At 40.8% G+C, this 19,825-nt stretch carries 19 protein-coding genes and 1 riboswitch; of the genes, 16 read left to right on the forward strand and 3 right to left on the reverse strand.

From position 1 onward, the window contains the following. Positions 1 to 10: 10 nt before the first annotated feature. From dxr to NE638_RS14520, 7 genes are all read left to right on the forward strand, one after another. Positions 11 to 1,153 (forward strand): 1-deoxy-D-xylulose-5-phosphate reductoisomerase, encoded by a 1,143-nt coding sequence (dxr, locus tag NE638_RS14490; protein WP_015526782.1) that lies wholly within the window; start codon positions 11 to 13, stop codon positions 1,151 to 1,153. 10 nt (positions 1,154 to 1,163) lie between these two features. Then, positions 1,164 to 2,441 (forward strand): RIP metalloprotease RseP, encoded by a 1,278-nt coding sequence (gene rseP / locus NE638_RS14495; protein WP_302416035.1) that lies wholly within the window; start codon positions 1,164 to 1,166, stop codon positions 2,439 to 2,441. 156 nt (positions 2,442 to 2,597) lie between these two features. Next, positions 2,598 to 3,422: a hypothetical protein gene (locus tag NE638_RS14500; protein ID WP_173746486.1), complete on the forward strand. Its 825-nt coding sequence runs from the start codon at positions 2,598 to 2,600 to the stop codon at positions 3,420 to 3,422. Between the two features lie 80 nt (positions 3,423 to 3,502). After that, the gene (locus NE638_RS14505; protein ID WP_279606839.1) at positions 3,503 to 4,777 is read left to right on the forward strand and encodes a peptidoglycan-binding protein; all 1,275 of its coding nucleotides are present in this window, start codon (positions 3,503 to 3,505) and stop codon (positions 4,775 to 4,777) included. A gap of 223 nt (positions 4,778 to 5,000) precedes the next feature. After that, positions 5,001 to 6,059 (forward strand): FUSC family protein, encoded by a 1,059-nt coding sequence (locus NE638_RS14510; protein WP_022426516.1) that lies wholly within the window; start codon positions 5,001 to 5,003, stop codon positions 6,057 to 6,059. A gap of 84 nt (positions 6,060 to 6,143) precedes the next feature. Then, the gene (locus tag NE638_RS14515; protein ID WP_022426517.1) at positions 6,144 to 7,412 is read left to right on the forward strand and encodes a M18 family aminopeptidase; all 1,269 of its coding nucleotides are present in this window, start codon (positions 6,144 to 6,146) and stop codon (positions 7,410 to 7,412) included. A 17-nt stretch (positions 7,413 to 7,429) separates the two neighbouring features. After that, a complete protein-coding gene (locus tag NE638_RS14520) occupies positions 7,430 to 8,239 on the forward strand; it encodes a Cof-type HAD-IIB family hydrolase (protein WP_173746488.1) in 810 nt (269 codons plus the stop codon). Positions 8,240 to 8,420: 181 nt separating this feature from the next. Here NE638_RS14520 and NE638_RS14525 read toward each other — a convergent pair whose 3' ends face one another. Then, entirely contained in the window at positions 8,421 to 9,365 is a 945-nt protein-coding gene (locus NE638_RS14525; RefSeq protein ID WP_118609079.1) for an AEC family transporter, read from the reverse strand. Between the two features lie 153 nt (positions 9,366 to 9,518). Here NE638_RS14525 and NE638_RS14530 point away from each other — a divergent pair, with 153 nt between their 5' ends. The 3 genes from NE638_RS14530 to ilvC all read left to right on the forward strand — a co-directional run bounded on the left by NE638_RS14530 (position 9,519) and on the right by ilvC (position 12,337). After that, entirely contained in the window at positions 9,519 to 10,559 is a 1,041-nt protein-coding gene (locus NE638_RS14530) for a tyrosine-protein phosphatase (RefSeq protein WP_021652934.1), read from the forward strand. A 164-nt stretch (positions 10,560 to 10,723) separates the two neighbouring features. Next, positions 10,724 to 11,221 (forward strand): acetolactate synthase small subunit, encoded by a 498-nt coding sequence (gene ilvN, locus NE638_RS14535; protein ID WP_021652933.1) that lies wholly within the window; start codon positions 10,724 to 10,726, stop codon positions 11,219 to 11,221. Positions 11,222 to 11,317: 96 nt separating this feature from the next. Then, on the forward strand, positions 11,318 to 12,337 hold the full coding sequence (gene ilvC / locus NE638_RS14540; protein WP_015526773.1) for a ketol-acid reductoisomerase: 1,020 nt from the start codon (positions 11,318 to 11,320) through the stop codon (positions 12,335 to 12,337). A 163-nt stretch (positions 12,338 to 12,500) separates the two neighbouring features. Here ilvC and NE638_RS14545 read toward each other — a convergent pair whose 3' ends face one another. Beyond that, entirely contained in the window at positions 12,501 to 13,397 is an 897-nt protein-coding gene (locus tag NE638_RS14545) for a LysR family transcriptional regulator (protein ID WP_021652931.1), read from the reverse strand. 453 nt (positions 13,398 to 13,850) lie between these two features. Here NE638_RS14545 and NE638_RS14550 point away from each other — a divergent pair, with 453 nt between their 5' ends. Genes NE638_RS14550 through NE638_RS14560 form a run of 3 tightly spaced genes read left to right on the forward strand, consistent with a single transcriptional unit; the run spans position 13,851 to position 15,570 of the window. Next, on the forward strand, positions 13,851 to 14,267 hold the full coding sequence (locus NE638_RS14550; RefSeq protein WP_173746490.1) for an HU family DNA-binding protein: 417 nt from the start codon (positions 13,851 to 13,853) through the stop codon (positions 14,265 to 14,267). Beyond that, complete coding sequence (locus tag NE638_RS14555) at positions 14,264 to 14,470, forward strand: hypothetical protein (protein ID WP_173746492.1); 207 nt, start codon at positions 14,264 to 14,266, stop codon at positions 14,468 to 14,470. The genes NE638_RS14550 and NE638_RS14555 overlap by 4 nt, the downstream gene beginning before the upstream one ends. Further along, complete coding sequence (locus tag NE638_RS14560) at positions 14,470 to 15,570, forward strand: hypothetical protein (RefSeq protein ID WP_173746494.1); 1,101 nt, start codon at positions 14,470 to 14,472, stop codon at positions 15,568 to 15,570. Before NE638_RS14555 ends, NE638_RS14560 begins: the two co-directional genes overlap by 1 nt. Before the next feature lie 100 nt (positions 15,571 to 15,670). On the opposite strand, the gene NE638_RS18300 is transcribed toward NE638_RS14560, so the two are convergent. Beyond that, positions 15,671 to 15,889, reverse strand: coding sequence for a helix-turn-helix domain-containing protein (locus NE638_RS18300; protein ID WP_173746496.1), 219 nt, complete (start codon positions 15,887 to 15,889; stop codon positions 15,671 to 15,673). A 113-nt stretch (positions 15,890 to 16,002) separates the two neighbouring features. Continuing rightward, a riboswitch (cyclic di-GMP riboswitch) is annotated at positions 16,003 to 16,083 on the forward strand. A 70-nt stretch (positions 16,084 to 16,153) separates the two neighbouring features. On the opposite strand from NE638_RS18300, the gene NE638_RS14570 reads away from it, so the two are divergent. From NE638_RS14570 to NE638_RS14580, 3 genes are read left to right on the forward strand one after another with little or no spacing between them, the layout of a single operon-like run. Beyond that, on the forward strand, positions 16,154 to 17,257 hold the full coding sequence (locus tag NE638_RS14570) for a YbjQ family protein (protein WP_173746498.1): 1,104 nt from the start codon (positions 16,154 to 16,156) through the stop codon (positions 17,255 to 17,257). 50 nt (positions 17,258 to 17,307) lie between these two features. Beyond that, positions 17,308 to 17,697, forward strand: a complete 390-nt coding sequence (locus tag NE638_RS14575; protein ID WP_173746500.1) for a hypothetical protein — start codon at positions 17,308 to 17,310, stop codon at positions 17,695 to 17,697. A gap of 5 nt (positions 17,698 to 17,702) precedes the next feature. Beyond that, on the forward strand, positions 17,703 to 19,337 hold the full coding sequence (locus tag NE638_RS14580; RefSeq protein ID WP_173746502.1) for a hypothetical protein: 1,635 nt from the start codon (positions 17,703 to 17,705) through the stop codon (positions 19,335 to 19,337). The last annotated feature ends 488 nt before the right edge of the window (positions 19,338 to 19,825 follow it).

Here is a 19,825-nt window from a genome sequence, read left to right on the forward strand (position 1 = left end):
AGACATTAAAATGAAGAATATTGCAATCTTAGGTTCTACCGGTTCCATCGGGACCCAGACACTGGATGTGGCAAGAAAAAACGAAGACCTTCGTGTTGTTGCAGTCAGTGCAGGCAAAAGTGTGGAGAAGCTGGAAGAGCAGATCCGTGAGTTTCATCCGCTTCTGGCAGCAGTCTGGGATGAAGAAGCAGCCCGGGATCTGAAAACGCGTATTGCGGACACGGATACAAAGGTAGTCAGCGGAATGGAAGGACTTCTGGAGCTTGCATCCATGCCGGAATCAGAAATTCTTGTCACTGCGATCGTGGGAATGATCGGGATCCGTCCTACCATGGAGGGAATCCGTGCCGGAAAGGACATTGCCCTGGCAAATAAGGAAACCCTTGTCACAGCCGGTCATCTGATCATGCCCATGGCAAAGAAATATGGCGTATCTATCCTTCCGGTAGACAGTGAACACAGCGCTATTTTCCAGGCTATCCACGGAGAAGAAAACAAAGAGATCCACAAGCTTCTGATCACGGCATCCGGTGGTCCCTTCCGCGGACGTACCACAGAAGAGCTGCGAAGGGTCACTGTTGCAGATACTCTGAAGCATCCAAACTGGGTAATGGGACGAAAGATCACCGTAGATTCCGCAACCCTGGTAAACAAAGGGCTGGAAGTTATGGAAGCCAAATGGCTGTTTGACATGGATCTGGATCATATTCAGGTGGTGGTGCAGCCGCAGAGTATCATCCATTCCATGGTGGAGTTTAAGGATGGTGCGATCATGGCACAGCTTGGAACTCCGGATATGAGACTTCCGATCCAGTACGCTCTGTACTATCCGCACAGACGATATCTGGATGGAGACCGCCTTGATTTCACGAAGCTTCATGAGATCACATTTGAGGTTCCGGATATGGAGACATTCCGGGGACTTCCTATGGCGATCCAGGCATCCCGGGAGGGCGGAAGTATGCCGACTGTCTTTAATGCAGCCAATGAGCTTGCAGTAAAGAAATTCCTGGAGGAAAAGATCGGCTTTCTGGATATTTATGAGATTATTGCACAGTCTATGGAAAGACATAAAAAAATCGCACATCCGGATCTGGATGAGATCCTTTCTGTAGAGCAGGATACTTATCAGTGGATCGAAAGCAGGTGGTAAATTGAAATTTGTGATTGCTGTAATTATTTTCAGTGTTGTGATACTGATCCATGAGCTGGGACATTTTCTTCTGGCAAAAAAGAACCATATCGAGGTATTGGAATTTTCTCTTGGTATGGGACCCAGGATCATAAGTACGGTAAAGGGCGGCACACGTTATTCCGTGAAACTGTTTCCTCTTGGAGGTTCCTGCGCCATGGCCGGAGAGGATGCGGAAGATGACAGTCCGGGAACCTTTAATTCGGCTCCTGTGTGGGGCAGGATCGCAGTGGTTGCTGCAGGTCCGGTATTTAATTTTCTGCTGGCATTTGTTTTGTCTGTGATCATTGTAGGCTGTATGGGCTATGATCCGGCAACCGTATTAGAAGTAACCCCAAATTCTGCTGCGGAAAAGGCCGGATTGAAAAAGGGCGATGTGATCACGGAATATCAGGGCTACCATATTGATCTGGGGAAAGATCTTTATGTATATTCGTATCTCAACGAACTGAAAGAGGGAGATACCATCCGGCTGAAAGTAAAACGTGATGGAAAGGAACAGGAGATTTCCTATAAACCAGATGTAAATGTGCGGTATCTTCTTGGCTTTAACCGTTCCGATGTAAATTCCATGACAGTGGAATCACTGATCAAGGGAATGCCACTGGAAGAGGCAGGTCTGGAAGCCGGCGATGTGATCACGAAGATCAACGGTGTGGAGGTTCCGGATGGAAATGCATATGAAAAATACATCGAGGAGCATCCGTTATCCAAGAAACCTGTGACGATCACCTATGAGCGTAACGGACTGGAATATGAGGCAGAGATAACACCAAGGGAATACAGAACACCGGTTTCCGGTTTCGGATATAACACATACAGTGAAAAGACTTCCGGCTTTAATGTTCTGAAATATGGTGCTGTGGAAGTGAAATACATGATCCGTACTACGATCTTAAGCCTGAAAGAGCTTGTGACCGGTCACCTTGGAATGAAAGACTTAAGTGGTCCTGTGGGTATTGCGGATGCCATTGGCGACACTTACGAACAGTCCAAGAGTGAGGGAACGCTGATGATCTGGATGAATTTGTTGAATATGGCAGTTCTTCTTTCTGCAAACCTGGGAGTGATGAACCTTCTTCCTCTTCCTGCACTGGATGGAGGAAGGCTGGTTTTTCTGGTGGCAGAAGCGATCCGGAGAAAACCGGTAAACCGTCAGGTAGAAGGAATGATCCATTTTGCGGGGCTGATGCTTCTGATGGCGTTGATGGTTATCGTTATGTATAATGATATTCTGAAGATATTCTGATATCTGGTGGAAGAAGGTAAATATCAAGTGTTACTGAGAACGGAGTGAACAATAACTATCAAGTGCTGTATGATCTGTGAGGAGATGATACAGCACTTTTTTTGTGCAGATATTTATTATATAATAAAGGCATCAGAGTAAAGGGGATATGTAAATTTGAAAAAGGATATTTTAATACTGGCGGCATTGATAGCAGTTGTTATAGCAGTTCCTTTTCTGGCTACAAAGGCAGAAGAGGTAATCCAGATCAAAAATGAGGAATTTAAGGAAAAACAGAACAGGGAATGTTATGAAAAAGCGGAAGAATGCATGGATGCAGGCAAATATGATGAGGCGATAGAGCTGCTGGAAAAACTTCCGGGATATTATGAGGATGTAGAATATATTATCCAATATGCAAAGTTTTGCGATGCTGTTCAGAATGGAGAAGGAATTGAGGAACTGTATAAGCTTATATGGTATGTTCCAAAGGGAGATGAGTACAGTAGCAAATATATAGAAGAATTGAGGAAGGCCCAGAAAGATACAGAAGAACAATACAAAAAATATATGGCACAGAAAGAAAAAGAAGAGGAAGAAAGAATGAGAAAGAAGGATGAGCCATATAAGGGAATGAAAGAAAAATACATAAACATTACGCTTCTGGGAAGGGCAAAAGAGAAAAGAACAGAACATTACTGGCGGGACACACCGGGAAAAAGGACACAGGACATTCAGTACAGATATATGTGGTATAACAGCAATGGAGCAAAAAAATTCATGGCAGTCTGCAGAAACGGACGGGTCAGCAGTGTAGTGGAATTTGTTTCATCCACAACATCCGGGAAAAAAACTTACCGTGGAAATACCAGCAGGAATAATGACAGAAAAGATATGTACGATGTGCAGGATTATGATGATCCGGAAGATTTTTATTATGATCATGCAGATGAGTTTGATGATATTCAGGATGCGGAAGATTACTGGGAGGAAGCACAGTAGGAGATATGGCATTTTGAGATTTTGTACATATACTAGCAGAGAACCAGTGTGCTTTCAGGCACAAAAAGGAGCCTCTGTTTATGAAAAATCATTCTTATATTTCCATGCAGCAGGATATGCCGGATCAGGGACAGCTGCAGGTGACGGTGCTGGACAGTGCCAGTAACCGTCCTGTGGAAAATGCTACAGTGCGGATCTCGTACACAGGAGTCCCGGATAATGTGATCGAAGAAGTCCGTACGGATTCCTCCGGAAAAACGCCCATGCTGGAGCTGGCAGCTCCTCCACTGGAATACAGCATGAAACCGGTGGAGCAGCAGCCTTATGCAGAATATACAGTTCGGATCAGTGCAGAGGGTTTTACACCAAAAGAAGTTGCCGGGACAGAAGTTCTTCCCCATTCCATTGCCAGGCAGGGAGCATCCCTTAGCAGACAGCAGGGTAGTGGAGAGGACTATCAGCGGATCGTCATCGGACCCCATACGCTTTTTGGGGAATATCCTCCCAAAAATCCGGAAGCAGAGATCAAGCCGATAAATGAAACCGGAGAGATCGTATTAAACAAAGTGGTGATCCCGGAGTATATCGTAGTCCACGACGGGCCAATAGGGGATACCTCTGCACAGGATTATTATGTAAGATATAAGGATTATATCAAAAACGTGGCCAGCAGTGAGATCTACGCAACTTGGCCGGAGGACACGATACGTGCCAATGTTCTGGCAATCATGTCGTTTACTCTGAACAGAGTTTATACAGAGTGGTACCGGAATAAGGGTTATGATTTCACCATTACATCCTCCACAGCATACGACCACAAATGGATCCATGGCAGGAATATTTTTGAGAGTATAGACCGGATCGTGGATGAACTTTTTGAAAACTACCTTTCCAGACCGGATGTACGTCAGCCAATCCTGACCCAGTACTGTGACGGACACCAGGTGCAGTGCAGGAACCGGGGATGGATGACCCAGTGGGGAAGCAAAGCTCTGGGAGATCAGGGATATTCCGCAATTGAGATCCTGCGGAGCTTTTATGGAAACGATATGTATATCAATGTGGCGGAAGCAGTTTCCGGGATTCCCGCATCCTGGCCGGGATATGACCTGACTATCGGTGTTACCGGTGAAAAGGTGCAGCAGATCCAGGAACAGCTTAATGCCATAGCAAAAGCCTATCCTGCCATCCCGTCAGTGATCGTGGATGGTATTTATGGTCCGGCTACTGCTGCATCTGTAAAAAAATTCCAGAATATATTCGGACTTCCCGCATCCGGAGTGGTGGATTATCCAACCTGGTATAAGATACAGGACATTTATGTAGCAGTGACCAGGATAGCGGAGTTGCAGTAAATATAAAAATAATAAAAATGTTCCTGGCCATTTTCGGAGTGATCTGATCGGGGCTGGGAGTGTAATGCGTGAACATGATTTCAGAAAAAGTGTTTGACGTTTCAGAATAAACCAAGTATAATGGCTGTTTGTATCTTTGAACGTAAATTGTAAAGAGATTGCGTTTATGAGCATGTGAAAAAAGCGAAATGAGAATGTCTGTTTTACAAAAGGAGTGATGAAAATGACATTTTATCAGGAACTGCAGTTAAGCTCAACCGGATCAAAACAGCTGATCAGAAATACCACAGACAAAAAGGAGAAAAGAAGGCATATTCTGATCTATAATTTTAAAGTGTATCTTGTCATGGCATTTTGTGTGGCGGTTGTGACATTGTACAGTAAGATAACCGGCAATGACAACAGTGTTGTAGGAGTAACCGTACTACTGGCAGTGCTGGTTTTAAGACAGGCGGATTTCGGAATCCGGACGTCCCACGGATTGTTGTCTATTGCCGGGATTTTCTGTATTCTGATCGCAGGACCGAGATTATCCAATATGGTTTCACCGGTACCGGCATTTTTTGTTAATGCGATAAGCATCCTGTTACTGATGATCCTGGGATGCCATAATGTAATTATGTATAACCATTCCACATTTGTTCTCGGATATCTGCTTCTGATGGGATATGACGTAACCGGAAAGGCGTATCTGCTTCGTGTAGAGGGGCTTTTGGCCGGAATGGTTCTCTGCATGGTAGTTTTTTATAAGAATCAGAAAAACCGCCCGTATCGCAGGACGTTTCTGGACCTGTTCCGGGAATTTGACCTGCATTCTGCAAGAGGCAGGTGGTATTTAAGACTGACGCTGATCGTTTCCAGCGCTATGCTGATCATGTCTCTTTTGGGACTTCCAAGAGCAATGTGGGCCGGAATTGCTTGTATGTCCGTGTGCTTGCCGTTTACCGAGGACTGCAAGGGAAGAGCCGGAAAAAGGGGGATGTTCAATATCGTTGGATGTATTTTGTTTGCAGTGCTTTATCTGATACTTCCGGAATCTATGTATCCCTATATTGGAATGATCGGAGGAATCGGTGTGGGATATTCCGCAGGTTATGCGTGGCAGACTGCATTTAATACATTTGGAGCACTGTCCATTGCATCAGGACTGTTTGGAATGCCGGCAGCAGTGCTGCTCCGTATTGGAGCCAATGTATTTAGTTCAATTTATACTATGCTCGCAAATAAGCTTGGGGATAAGCTTGTGCAGCATATGTGGGTACGAAAGAGTGCAGAAATCTGAGATATTGCCCTGAAAAAAGTTTTGCCGTATAATGGGTAATAGCATAACAGCCTGGATATTACCGGGCCGACAGAGGAGAAGATTATGTACGAAGAAACAACAGAAAAACTGCTGGAATTTATCAGTAAAAGTCCTACAGCCTTTCAGGCGGCAGAGGAAACAAGAAGACGTTTTTTGGAGGAAGGCTTTACAGAATTGAAGGAAGAGGAGCGCTGGGAGCTGGAAAAGGGCGGAAAATATTTTGTCATGAGAAATCATTCCGCGATCATCGGATTTTCCATTCCTGTCAATGACTGCAGGAGATATCATATCATTGCAAGTCACAGTGACTCCCCGTCTTTTAAAATAAAAGAAAATCCGGAGATGTCTGTAAACGGAGCTTATGTGAAGCTGAATGTGGAGCGGTACGGAGGAATGATCCTTTCTACCTGGTTTGACCGTCCCCTTTCTGTGGCAGGCCGCATGATCGTCCACAAAAACGGAAAAATTCTGGAAAAGCTTGTAGATATTGACAGAGATCTGGTCATGATCCCGAGCCTTGCGATCCATATGAACCGGGATATTAACGGAGGCTATCATTATAATGTCCAGAAGGATATGCTTCCATTGTACAGTGGCAGTGGCGAAAAAGGAAACTTCATGCGGATGCTGGCAGAAGAGGCAGAGATCCGTCCGGAGGATATCCTGGGCCATGATCTGTTTCTCTATAACCGGATGCCCGGAACGATCTGGGGATCCAGGAATGAATTTGTTTCCAGTCCAAGATTAGATGATCTGCAGTGTGCTTTCGCTTCAATGGAAGGCTTTCTTCAGGCAGATAAGAAGAAGGTCATTGCAGTCCATTGTGTACTGGATAATGAAGAAGTGGGAAGCACTACCAGGCAGGGAGCTGCATCCACATTTCTTAAAGATGTACTGTTTCGTATCAATCTGGCCCTTGGCGGAGATCAGGAAAGTTATCTGATGGCCCTTGCAGAGAGCTTTATGATCTCTGCGGACAATGCACATGCATTACATCCGAATTATACAGACAAGGCAGATCCTGTAAACCGTCCGGTGATGAATGGTGGAATTGTGATCAAATATAATGCCAATCAGAAATATTGTACCGATGGGATTTCCACAGCAATCTTTAAGGAACTCTGCAGAGAAGCAGATGTGCCATATCAGACATTTGTGAACCGTTCTGATATTGCCGGTGGTTCCACTCTGGGAAATATTTCCAATACCCAGGCAGCCATAAATACGGTCGATATCGGTTTGCCGCAGCTGGCGATGCATTCCGCTTATGAAACAGCCGGAGTGAAAGATACGGAAAGTCTGATCCGTGCGGCAAAGGTATTTTACAGGTGATATCGGAGGACAGGAAAATGAGCAGAAAAGCAGTATTTTTTGATGCGGACGGAACAGTCTGTGATATGAAAAAAGGAGTGCCGGACAGTGCCATAGAAGCCATCCGTGCGCTGGTAGATAACGGACATGAAGCGTGGCTCTGCACAGGAAGAAGTCGTGCGTTTGTATCCTGGTATCTGGAGCAGATCCCTTTTACGGGAATGATCAGTGCCTGCGGATCCACCATTGAGAAGGACGGGAAGAGACTTTTTAATAAAGAGATGACGCCGGAGGTTGCAAAGCTTTCTGTGGAGGTTCTCAGAAAATACGGACTGATCCCGGTAATGGAAGGCGCGGATTTTATGTATTATGACAAAGAGGAGTATACCGATGAAGTGAACTGGTATGCCAGTCTGATCACAGAATCCCTGGGCGATAAATGGAGGCCTATCCGTGGAAATGAGGATTGTATGCGGATCAATAAGATCAGTGCAAAAATGACGGAGGGATGTGATGCGGAGGCAGCGTTATCCATTTTATCAGAATACTATGATATCATCCGCCATGAAGGCAGCAGTTCGTTTGTGGGAAATACCATTGAACTGGTGCCAAAGGGCTTTAACAAGGCTGTTGGGATCGCAGCTGTGATCCGCCTGTTTGATATTCCGTGGGAGAATACCGTTGTTTTTGGAGACAGCAACAATGATCTTGCCATGTTTGAATACGCTGCAACAAAGGTTGCCATGGGAAATGCTTCTTCGAAGATCAAAGAACTGGCAGATTATGTTACGTCTGATATGTTCCACTACGGCATTCGGGATGGCTTGAAATATCTGAAGCTGATCTGAGAGAATGCTTCGTTTGTTTTGTTGGCTATGAGATTGTAAGAACAGAAACATCCACATCAGAAATGATAGCTTTATGTGAATATGCTTTTATAAAAAATGCTGTAAGAACCAGAAATCATAGTTCTTACAGCATTTTATGTTACAGATTTTTCCGGGTAGATAATATGCAGAAGCTGCAATATCAGATCAGTCCCAGACCTTTGCAGATAAATAGCCAGAGTGTCAGGGTAAAGGCACTGAATAATGTGGTAAGAAGCACGACTCCCGAAGAAAAAGAGCCCTCATGTCCCATGTTTTTTGCCATGACAAAGCAGGTAACGGTGCTGGCAGACCCCAGCATGATAATGATGGAAACCAGCTTGTCCTTTGTAAAACCGCAACGGATGGCAAGAGGAAGAAAAAGTGCTTCATAACCGACAAGTTTCATAAATGTACAGGCAACAGATGCTTTCAGCCGGGAAAAGGCTTTTCCGAAGTGCAGAGATCCGCCCATAGCCATGAGGCCAAGAGGAGTGGCGGTTTTTGCAAGATTGCCTGCCGTAGAGTCCAGGATCTTCGGAAATGGAAGACGAAGAAAGGACCAGAGTGTACCGGCTGCAATGCCGAGAATGATGGGATTGGTGACAATTCCCTTTAAAGTGCGCTTCAGAACGGTACCATCTATTTTTCCCTGACCTGGTTTAAAGACAGAGAGAACTACAACAGCCATTACATTGTAAAGAGGGACGCTGGCAATGATCATCAGTGGTGCCATACCTGCATTTCCGTAAAGGTTCTGGATAATGGCGATACCAAGGATCGCTGCGCTGCTGCGGTAGGATGCTTGGATAAACTCGCCCCGGATATCGGAAGGGTGGAGAAAACGGGACAGGAGCACGGAGATCATAATACTGAGCGATGTGATCGCAAAACAGAAAAGAATCATCTTGGGATCCCAGGCCTCATAGATATCGATTTTAGCGATGTCCTGAAACAGAAGCACAGGCAGGGGGATGACAAACACAAATTTGTTCATACGATTGACAAATGTTTCATCAAACAGTCCGATCCTCCGGAAAAAATATCCCAGGAGCAGTGTAAGAAAGATGGGCACGGTAACATTCAGACAGAAAATAAGATTGTCCATAAAAGAAAGCCTCCCTGTGGTAAAATTTCTCTGTTTATTATATCCAAACTACGAAAATTGTCAAACGAGGTATACGGGACTGGAGATTTCTGGTATGATAAAAAGTGTTGCGAAGAAAGCAGCACAGGGGTTGAGAAGGAGAAAGGAAAGAAAATGAGATACGGAAAAATACGGATCGAAGATGGCTTTTTTGTGTTTACCAGACATATGATGCTCAACAGTCTTCCGTGTAAAGATATTCTCTGGGCGTACATGCGCCGTGAGGGAACCGATAAAACCGGTGAAAAGCAGCTGATCATCAATTATCTGGTGATCATAACCAGACGTCAGAAGCGTTATAAATTTGATATGACAGAGCAGGAGGTACAGGATTGCCTTCAGCTTCTTAAAGTATTGAATCCGGATCTTGCGGTTGGTTTTCCAAAAGGAAGCAGGCTTCCGCTTCAGAATCTTCCGAATACAAGAGATCTGGGTGCATTGATGACAGTAGACGGTTCGCATATTCTTCCCAGAAAACTTTTGCGCAGCGGAGAAATCTATCATGCTTCTGCTGCAGACAACCGGATCCTTTCAGAAGAATATAATGTAAAAACAGTGATCGATTTCCGGTCAGCTGCAGAAGTAAAGAAAAAACCGGATGATATCATGGCAGGAGTGGAGTATTATCACATTCCAATCCGGGATGAGGACAGCAGTGGAAACAGCTTTTTTGAACATGTGATGTCCTGCTATGGTGATGTAGACCGGTATATGCAGGACTGGTACCGGAATTTCGTTACGGATGAGTATTCTCTGAAGCAGTATGCACGTTTTCTGGATGTCCTGCTTCATGTAAAGAATGGAGCTGTTGTTTTTCACAGTGCCACAGGAGAAGACCGGACAGGAGTCGGAACAGCACTTTTGCTCTTTGCTTTGGGTGTACCTAAGGAAACGATACGAAGGGATTATATGCGGTCGAATCCATGTCTGGAAGATGAACTGAAATATATGCGCAGGCTTTACCGGGCAGACCGGCCGGAAAACAGCCGGAAACTTGCAGATCTGAAAGCCTTCTATCAGGTGAAGGAGTCTTATATCAATACAGTTTTTGATGTCATCGAAAAAGAAAACGGAGGAATTGAAAGATTCCTCCGGAAAAAACTCTATCTGACACCAAAGGCATCCGAAGAGCTTAAGAAAAAATATCTGATCTGAGGATAAAAACATTTCTTATCATCCTGAAGGAATTTTGCAGGAAATTTTGATTGACAAAATTTTCGAAGTTGTTATAATGGTAAGAAAGCAAGGGTTTATTAGATTAAAGCGTTAACTGACGAAGTCGGTTTTTTATACATAAAAGTATTGAAAGCAGGTGTATTATGGAAAAGAGAATACTATCCATCCTTGTGGATAATACCTCCGGAGTCCTTAGCCGTGTGGCTGGTCTTTTCAGCCGCCGTGGATATAATATTGACAGCATTACCGCAGGAGTGACTGCAGATCAGAGATATTCCCGTATGACAGTGGTATGTGAGGGAGATGATCAGATGCTCCAGCAGATCACCAAACAGCTGGCGAAGCAGGAAGATGTACGGGATGTTAAGGTCCTTGAACAGGACGACAGCGTTGCCCGTGAGCTGATGCTCGTCAAGGTTGCTGTGAAGCCGGAACAGAGACAGGGAGCTCTTTCTGTTGCAGATATCTTCCGTGCCAAGGTGGTGGATGTAAGTAAGGATTCTCTTATTATGGAGATGACCGGAAGCCAGAACAAGCTGCAGGCGTTTGTGGAGCTGATGGCTGACTATGAGATCCTTGAGCTTGCAAGAACAGGAATCACAGGTCTGTCACGAGGCAGTGACGATGTCCGTTACCTGTAAATTTTTTACATATGTTTGCTAGGAGAGCAGCTACTCTCTTAACGATAAATAATTTTTATGAAGAAGATGTTGTAAACATCAGAGGAGGAAAGTAAAATGGCAAATAAGATTTTTTACCAGGAAGACTGTAATCTTGGATTATTAGATGGTAAGACAATTGCGATTATTGGATACGGAAGCCAGGGACATGCACATGCACTGAACCTTAAAGAGTCCGGATGTAATGTAATCATCGGTCTTTACAAAGGAAGCAAATCTTGGAAAAAAGCTGAGGAGCAGGGCTTCGAGGTATATACATCTGCTGAAGCAGCTAAGAAAGCAGATATCATCATGATCCTGATCAACGATGAGAAACAGGCTGCACTTTACAAGAATGATATCGAGCCGAACCTTGAGGAAGGCAACATGCTTATGTTCGCTCATGGCTTCAACATTCATTTCGGATGCATCAAACCACCAGCATATGTTGATGTTACAATGATCGCACCGAAAGGACCTGGACACACAGTAAGAAGCGAGTATCAGGCTGGTAAAGGTGTTCCTTGTCTGATCGCTGTAGAGCAGGATGCTACAGGTAAAGCTCAGGATATCGCACTTGCATATGCACTTGGAATCGGCGGAGCAAGAGCTGGTGTTCTTGAGACAACATTCCGTACAGAGACAGAGACAGACCTCTTCGGTGAGCAGGCTGTACTTTGCGGTGGTGTTTGCGCACTTATGCAGGCTGGTTTTGAGACACTTGTTGAAGCTGGTTATGACCCAAGAAACGCATACTTCGAGTGTATCCATGAGATGAAACTGATCGTTGACCTGATCTATCAGTCAGGATTCGCCGGAATGAGATATTCTATTTCCAATACAGCTGAGTATGGCGATTACATCACAGGACCGAAGATCATCACAGAGGATACAAAGAAAGCAATGAAGAAAGTTCTTTCCGATATCCAGGATGGTACATTCGCAAAAGAGTTCTTACTCGACATGTCCGATGCAGGTGCACAGGTACACTTCAAGGCTATGAGAAAATTAGCTTCTGAGCATCAGTCTGAGAAAGTCGGCGAGGAGATCCGTAAACTCTACAGCTGGAACGGCGAGGATAAGCTTATTAATAACTAAGCAAAATTTATTGCAGGTGCAATAAATTTTGCGCTACTCGAACGAAGCGCAGCGAAGTTTGAGTCAAAAAAGTCACACACGTAATACAGTGGCAGGAAACTTTTTTGAAATTTAAAATTCCCATCTGGTCGCAATGATCAGATGGGAATTTTTTTACATTCCTTTATTTATCCGGATGCTCTGTTTCATCATCAAAAAATGGTGCGATCAAAGCCGAATCAGCATCTTTCTGTCTGCATACAAACCCGATTTCACGCAGCGGAAAAGAAAATCCTACCGGTACTTCCACCAGAGTTCCTTCTTCCAGCTCTTTTTTTACAAAATCACGGATCACACATGCAATCCCAAGACCAATTTCCGCAAACTGGATCAGAAGATCCATAGTTGTTACTTCCAGAATATGGCTTAATTCCACATGATGTTCTTTCAGCTGAGTGTTCACGGTCTGACGTGTAATATTGTCCTCATCCAGCATCATGAAAGTTGCTGCCTGGATCAGAGGTTCATCCGGATAGAGCTTTTTCTGATTTTCCAGATACTGCTGTGTACAGACAAAGGTATCCTGGATTTTCAAAAGAGGCTGAAAATAATATCCCCGAAGCTTCTGCGGCCGTCCGATGAGTCCCAGATCGATTTTTTCCTCATCCAGAAGCTGCAGCGTCTGATAAGTAGACTGGCAGGAAATTGTGATACGTACATGAGGAAAACGTGCAATATAGTTTTCCAGGTGGGAGAGCAGTACATATCTGGTAAGAGTAGAACTGGCACCCAGACGCAGCTTTGGAATGTCCCGGGAACGGTTATGGCGAATGGAATTTTCTCCTTCATCCAGAAGTGAAAGAGCTTCTTTTACTTTTTCAAAAAGAAGCTCACCGTCCGGGGTCAGAGTGACACCCCGGGAACTGCGTTTAAAAAGAACGGTATCCAGATTCTGCTCCAGCTTCTGGATCGCCTTGCTGATAGCAGGCTGACTGATATAAAGGTCCCGGGAACTGTGGGAGATACTGCCGGTACGTGCTACCGTATAAAAAATATGATAAAGAGACAGATTATCCTGCATGCAAAACCTTCCTTTCGAAAAATAGTAAGGTAATAAAAAAATCCGAAGTCATCAGACCTCGGAAATCCTTGAATTTGTTAGAAATATCGGGGCAACAGGATTTGAACCTGCGACCTCACGGGACGCAATGGAACTGAAACCTCTTGATTTTAAAGGCTTTCCGAAGGGTAAATTTAAAAGGTAATAAAAAAGGTAATAAATTCAAAAACAGAATAAATATTCAGGAGGAAATCCGCATATTGTGATATGAGTATTAGCATAAGCTCATGAATGTAGACGATCTATATTCATGGGCTTATTTTAGTGCCTTTATCGAAGAAATTAATTTATTTGGAAATTCCCAGATTCTAAATAAAAATTTGTTTAAATGCAAAATAAAGCATTTCAAGAATATAGCATCTATAATAGCACAAGATAAGAAATTCGTAAACAAAAATTAAGGAGGAAATGACAATGAACAAAACAATATATGAAACAGAGTTCACTAAAATGGTACATGACAAATTGAGAGAAGCTAATAGACTGCACGAATATGAAAAAATATCAAAAGATAAGCTAGGCGGGAATTACTGGAATACCTATTGGACAATCCGCTATATGCTTCGTACAATAGAGGACATTTTGGCTAATGGGGATAAATTATCATTAAATGGATTTTTCACTGTAGCACCTAAACTTTATAAAGAAAGAATAGTACGTTCTGGGATAGAAAGAACAGGAAAAAATGTGTATGAGATTCCAGATAGATATTTACCGAAATTTAAACCTTGTGCGAGGTTAAAGCGTGCTTGTAAATCATATGAAGATTACCTCAAGGAAGAAGCAAATAATCAAGATGATGGATACGAAGAAGGAGAAGAAAACGAATGATATGTAAAGAATGTAAATATATGAAATGTTACGCTGTTAATAAGAGAATATATTATTGTGACCATGAGGATAGGTCAGATGATATGGGGAAGCTGGGTGAAGATACTTTACCAGATATAACTCCTGACTGGTGTCCAATGACTGACAGGACAACTACTGCTGCTGAAAATAATATTACAGATGGGAAAGGGTTAGAGAAATAATGGAATTAAAAAATACAGAAATGAAGATGCAGTATATTCTTGATGAAAATAAAAATCTGGCAGAGATACCACCAACAGATATGCTACCTGTAGAGCATCCGATTAAATGTAAATTAATCAGTGCATTTGAAGTATTTGTAAGAGTACCGCAGACAGAAAACTATTGGATTTCTAATTACGGAAGAGGTGTAAATAACCATAGAAACCCAAATAAGAACAAATTCTATGAGCATAAGCAAGGAAAATGCCATTATACTGTTTATGAAGTGTGGCGAACACCAGAAAAAATCAGAGGGAACCTAACAGGCAAAATCATAGTTGAAACCACTAAGAGAGAAACCAGTCCAGAAGAGTTAGTAGCAAAATGCTTTCTGAAACAATATAGAGGCAGATTCAAAGTGTGGCATAAGAACGGTGACTTTGCGGATAACTGGTATAAGAATCTGATCTATGTTTCTGATAAGGATTTTAGAAATCTGAAAGCAGGTAAGATTACATGGCAGGAATTAGGATATGAGCAGGAATACATTGAGTATATCAATAATGCTAAAAGTCAAGCTATGGCTGCATACGGTGCTATTTTCAGTCGATGTAAAGGAGAAGATAACAGTAGCAGTGCACACAAATGTTATGATGATGCTGAAATGTGTCAGGAATGGCAAGATAATCCACAACTATTTATCAAGCAATATCTAGAGTTATATTATGAAGTACCAGGAGAATCAATGGCTGTAGACAAGGATTTATTTGGTAATGGCAGTAAGGTGTATTCTCCAGAGACAATTTGTATTCTGCCACAAGGATTAAATACATTGCTTGCTAACAGCAAAAAGCATTATAAGGATGGAGAAACAGCAGATAATGTACTTCCTCTTGGTGTAAGATATAATGGTAAAGTCAATAAATATTACGGACAGATTACTTATTTTGGCACAGAAGATATAATTGATTTACCATATCGGAACACAATAGATGAAGCTTTTGCAGATTATAAGAAGTTTAAAGAATGTGATATTGCGATCACGGTGTCAAAATACAGAGATAAGATACCAGAATACATATATGAAAAACTGCTTACGGTGCGAGTAGAGCCGTATTGAGATAATTATAGGCATATCAGGGAGTATAATCCTTGTTATGCCTATTTTTTTACGTTTTCATAGCGAAAAAAGAGAGTTTATGTCGTATAGAGTATAAGGATTATAATGGCTGATCGTCATCTGATGGGACATACACACAAATATCCTGTATCTGACAATTAAGGATACGGCATAAATCATTAACAGTACGCATAGAGACGTCTTTATTGTGTTTTAGCCGGTGCATGGTACTATGTGACAGGTGATGTTTATTTGTCAGTGTATACCAATTTTCATTTGAATTTTTGAGCGTTTCCCAGAAGGGAGAGTAATCAATCATTAGTTATCCTTCTTTTTTCTTGATAGAATAACCATAAAATATCTTTTTACTCTTGAATATCTTCGCAATGACGAATATAATGGAGCATATAAGAAATTGTGAAAAAAGTGTGAAATAGAATACGGCAAACCCAGAGAAATTTGGCGGCGCAAAACTATAGGGTCTAAGCAAATGTATGACAGCCAGTTGCAATTTGGATGATTAAGGCATTGCTTTATGATGGAGCAGTGTCTTTTTTATATATTTTATATTAGGGGGATTTATATGCTTTTAACTACAGGATACAATTTTGAAGGGTATGATATTGTTAAATATTTAGATGTATTATCAGCTTCGGTTGTTCTTGGTACTGGAATGTTTAGTTCTGCTAATGTATCTATTGCAGATTTTTTCGGGACAAGAAGTGATTCATATGAACGTAAGCTTCAGGATGCAAAAAATGCTGCTATAGAAGAATTGAAAAAACAGACTGCTTCAAGAGGCGGTAATGCAATTATAGGAATTGATATTGATTATACGACATTTAGCTCAGATATTATAGGAGTCATTGCAAATGGAACAGCAGTAAAAATAAAGGAAAGTGAAGAAAAAACAAATTATATATCATATGTGATTCCCTCAATGGTAAGAAATGAAATGCTACCGTTAAATGTTTATAGTATTAATTTAAAATACAATCCAGTCGAGGAGGTTACTTTAGGTGCAATTAATATAAAAAAATATAGAGAAGATTGTGATGTAACCGCAATTATGGCAGATATATATTTTGAGAATATTTTTAAAGAAATCAGATCTGTAAATGATGCGATTTTTGGTTTTCATGGAAAAGAAGATTGGATTACATCAGAAACCATGAAAATATCGTTAGCGGAATATCGAGTTGATTTAATTTGTAAAGCTAATGTTGTTGTCAAGAAAATGATTATTAACGGAAAGCTGACAGAAGTTGATACAAATAATTCAATTCAAGTCCCAGATGTTGACTTAGATGAAATAGAACAAATTCGTGAAATGCACGGAGAAGATGCAGTCACAAAGTTTTCTATTATAGAAAATAAATGGGTTTGTTATTGTGGAGCAACGAATAAAGAAGAGTCTGAACAGTGTTGTAGATGCGGGAGAAAAATGAATGCTGTTCAAAAGGCACTTGCGAAAAATAACGGGGAAATAAATCCCGATGTAACTGTATTAATGAGTAGATTACAAGAATGTAAAAATGCAAGTGAAATTAGGGGATATTTGATACAATTACAGGATGTGGAATATTTAGAGGTAATTAATATTCTGGAAGATGTAGTAAAAGCAGAAAGACTTTATGGTAATATGAAAGAAGAGGCACTGAAAAAAGTATTGGTAGCATTATCATAAATTGAGATGCTGTTAAAAAATAAATGATAATGATATAAAAAAGGGGTTATATGAATTACGTTAAGGAAGAGGATAACTGGATATTTGCTGAATGTCCAGAATGTAATATGATAATGAAGTTCAGGAAGAATGAACTAAATTTAGATAAAGTTCAAAAAATATATAGACTGCAAGAACCAGTTGAATGTTTTTGCGGTGAAATGAGTGGCGTTATTACAGATGTGCCAGTAACAGAAGAAAATAAAACAGTTGTATATGCTGCTCCTGCACCATCATATACTGCTCCTACAAAGAATGTTCCGCATTGTCCTACTTGTGGATCTGCTAATATTACCAAAATATCCTTAGGTGCTAAGGCAGTAGGCGGCGCAATGTTTGGAATTTTCAGCAGTAATATAAGGAATAGCTACAAATGTAACAATTGTGGCTATAAATGGTGATGTGCATGGAATACTTTAAGAAATTACAATGTTATAAACCAAAGAAAGCTATTATTGATTCTCCGATAAGTATAGAAGAAGTTGCTTTATTACAAAATTCTGTTGATAAGGACATTCTTGGACGAATAAAATTCATCAATCGTTCACAACAATCCATCATAGCAATTTTTGTTCATCTGAGTGCATTCAACATAGCAGGTGAAAATGTTCCAGTAGAAAAGGAACGTTACATATATCAGGACATGAAAATTGACTCTGGTGAATTATATGGTAATAAGATTCCGTTACATCTCCCTGATGATACCAGATTATTAACTGTGGAGTTAGAAAAGGTTGTTTTTGAAAATGGTGAAATATGGGATGTTGCTACGGGAACGGAGTGTGAATATATTCCACAGGAAGAAATTGATATACCTGCCTATGTAATTGAAAAAGTGCAAGAAGAACTATCACCACATTTTTCTCATATGGAATACGTTCATTATTTCTATGAAGAAGGTCAGAATTTCTGGGAATGTACTTGTGGCAAAATTAACGGTATGTTAAATAAAAAGTGTTCTTTCTGCCAGAATGACAGACAATCTCAAAAAGAATATCTTGTACAGGATAAATTGATTCCATTAATAGCTAAAAAAGAACAAGAAAAACAGGCAGAAGATGAAGAGAAGGCACGACAAAAGGCAGAAGCAGAACGTCTAAAAAAAGAAGAACAGCAACGAGAATATGAACGTAAGCAAAAGGAATGGGCGAAACTAGATGCAGAAAGAGAAAAGGAAAGACAGGAGTTAGAAAGACGAAGGAAGAAACAAAAAAGGACGTGGATTTATATTGGAATCATAACGGTAATTGCCATTTGCGTTATAATGATAGTATCATTTTATCATCAGAAAAAAGTGAACAATGAAATTTATCATAATGCACAAGATCTTCTGAAATCTGGAAATTATGATAAAGCTATTGAGGAATGGAATAGAATACTTTCATATGAAGATTCAGAAACTCAAGTAAAAGAAGCTACATATGAAAAGGCAATGAATTTATTTGAGAATAAGAAATATGATGAAGCAATTGAAATATGGCAAGATATATCAGATTATAAGGATTCCAATGAGCAGATAGATAAAGCCCATTTAGAAAAAAAATTAGATGGAGTAAGGGAAAAATATAAAAAAGCATTGAAAATTTTTTCAGAAAAAAATGAAAAATCAGAAGAAGCAAAATACATTGCTAAAATTCTTTCGTATGTTGGTGAAGACGAAGAATTTATGAAACAGTATGGTAAGTTCGACTTTGATTCTATGGAAAAGGATACATCAGATTATTGTATTTCTTATTCTAAAAAAGGAAAATTTAATGGATATAATGTAACGTATAATATATTATTTAAAAAAGAAAATGGTTATTGTTATGGAATTAATTTTGATTTTGATATGGTAGCTATGAATTATAGTCCATATACATCTATAGATGTTGTTTCTGATTTTATGGGAAGAACATACGATAAAGAGGAAGATGATAAAAGTATTGATATGAGTGAATTTTATTGGGATACATTGAATACAGATATAATTGATACATGTAGTTTGATGATATTTAATACATATGGGGGATCAGCTTGTATGCGCTTTTTAATTATGTAGAAGACTGTTCGCCAAATTTAAAAATTGCCCGTATCATGAAAATGGAACACATCCACCGCATACGAACACAAGCCCTTTTCTTTAAAATGTAAACCACCCGGGGCATACTGTCCCATAAATCCCATGCTATCAGAGCTAGACACTAGGACAGCATGACGCTACTAGAAAATAAGCATGTATACAATCTACAATCCATATTATGATCCGTTGAGTTCCAGAATATAACAAGCCCGTGATGTTCTGAAATATATATTAGACAACATGGAGAAATCAGACAGCCCTATATAGCTTATAAGAATAGACACAGGCGGCAGACAGAGACAATGGTGGCTTACAGACAGGATATAAGAACAGTATCCCCCATAAGCAAAGAGATTATAACAAAATATAAAGGCTAGGAGAATCATGATGGGTTCTCTTAGCCTATTTTTTTGAGAGTATGAAACTTTTTCTGTAAAATAATGTTTAGAAGGTTCTTCTATGATAAA

It is taken from the genome of Blautia sp. MSK.18.38, from assembly GCF_024460535.1.
In the GTDB taxonomy this organism is placed as follows: domain Bacteria; phylum Bacillota; class Clostridia; order Lachnospirales; family Lachnospiraceae; genus Blautia_A; species Blautia_A fusiformis.

What these genes read in the sequence shown, in the direction of transcription:
- dxr (WP_015526782.1), top strand. Translation starts at nt 11, where the DNA reads ATGAAGAATATTGCAATCTTAGGTTCTACCGGTTCCATCGGGACCCAG.
- NE638_RS14505 (WP_279606839.1), top strand. Translation starts at nt 3,503, where the DNA reads ATGAAAAATCATTCTTATATTTCCATGCAGCAGGATATGCCGGATCAG.
- NE638_RS14510 (WP_022426516.1), top strand. Translation starts at nt 5,001, where the DNA reads ATGACATTTTATCAGGAACTGCAGTTAAGCTCAACCGGATCAAAACAG.
- NE638_RS14515 (WP_022426517.1), top strand. Translation starts at nt 6,144, where the DNA reads ATGTACGAAGAAACAACAGAAAAACTGCTGGAATTTATCAGTAAAAGT.
- NE638_RS14520 (WP_173746488.1), top strand. Translation starts at nt 7,430, where the DNA reads ATGAGCAGAAAAGCAGTATTTTTTGATGCGGACGGAACAGTCTGTGAT.
- NE638_RS14525 (WP_118609079.1), bottom strand. Translation starts at nt 9,365, where the DNA reads ATGGACAATCTTATTTTCTGTCTGAATGTTACCGTGCCCATCTTTCTT.
- NE638_RS14530 (WP_021652934.1), top strand. Translation starts at nt 9,519, where the DNA reads ATGAGATACGGAAAAATACGGATCGAAGATGGCTTTTTTGTGTTTACC.
- ilvN (WP_021652933.1), top strand. Translation starts at nt 10,724, where the DNA reads ATGGAAAAGAGAATACTATCCATCCTTGTGGATAATACCTCCGGAGTC.
- ilvC (WP_015526773.1), top strand. Translation starts at nt 11,318, where the DNA reads ATGGCAAATAAGATTTTTTACCAGGAAGACTGTAATCTTGGATTATTA.
- NE638_RS14545 (WP_021652931.1), bottom strand. Translation starts at nt 13,397, where the DNA reads ATGCAGGATAATCTGTCTCTTTATCATATTTTTTATACGGTAGCACGT.
- NE638_RS14550 (WP_173746490.1), top strand. Translation starts at nt 13,851, where the DNA reads ATGAACAAAACAATATATGAAACAGAGTTCACTAAAATGGTACATGAC.
- NE638_RS14555 (WP_173746492.1), top strand. Translation starts at nt 14,264, where the DNA reads ATGATATGTAAAGAATGTAAATATATGAAATGTTACGCTGTTAATAAG.
- NE638_RS14560 (WP_173746494.1), top strand. Translation starts at nt 14,470, where the DNA reads ATGGAATTAAAAAATACAGAAATGAAGATGCAGTATATTCTTGATGAA.
- NE638_RS18300 (WP_173746496.1), bottom strand. Translation starts at nt 15,889, where the DNA reads ATGATTGATTACTCTCCCTTCTGGGAAACGCTCAAAAATTCAAATGAA.
- NE638_RS14570 (WP_173746498.1), top strand. Translation starts at nt 16,154, where the DNA reads ATGCTTTTAACTACAGGATACAATTTTGAAGGGTATGATATTGTTAAA.
- NE638_RS14575 (WP_173746500.1), top strand. Translation starts at nt 17,308, where the DNA reads ATGAATTACGTTAAGGAAGAGGATAACTGGATATTTGCTGAATGTCCA.
- NE638_RS14580 (WP_173746502.1), top strand. Translation starts at nt 17,703, where the DNA reads ATGGAATACTTTAAGAAATTACAATGTTATAAACCAAAGAAAGCTATT.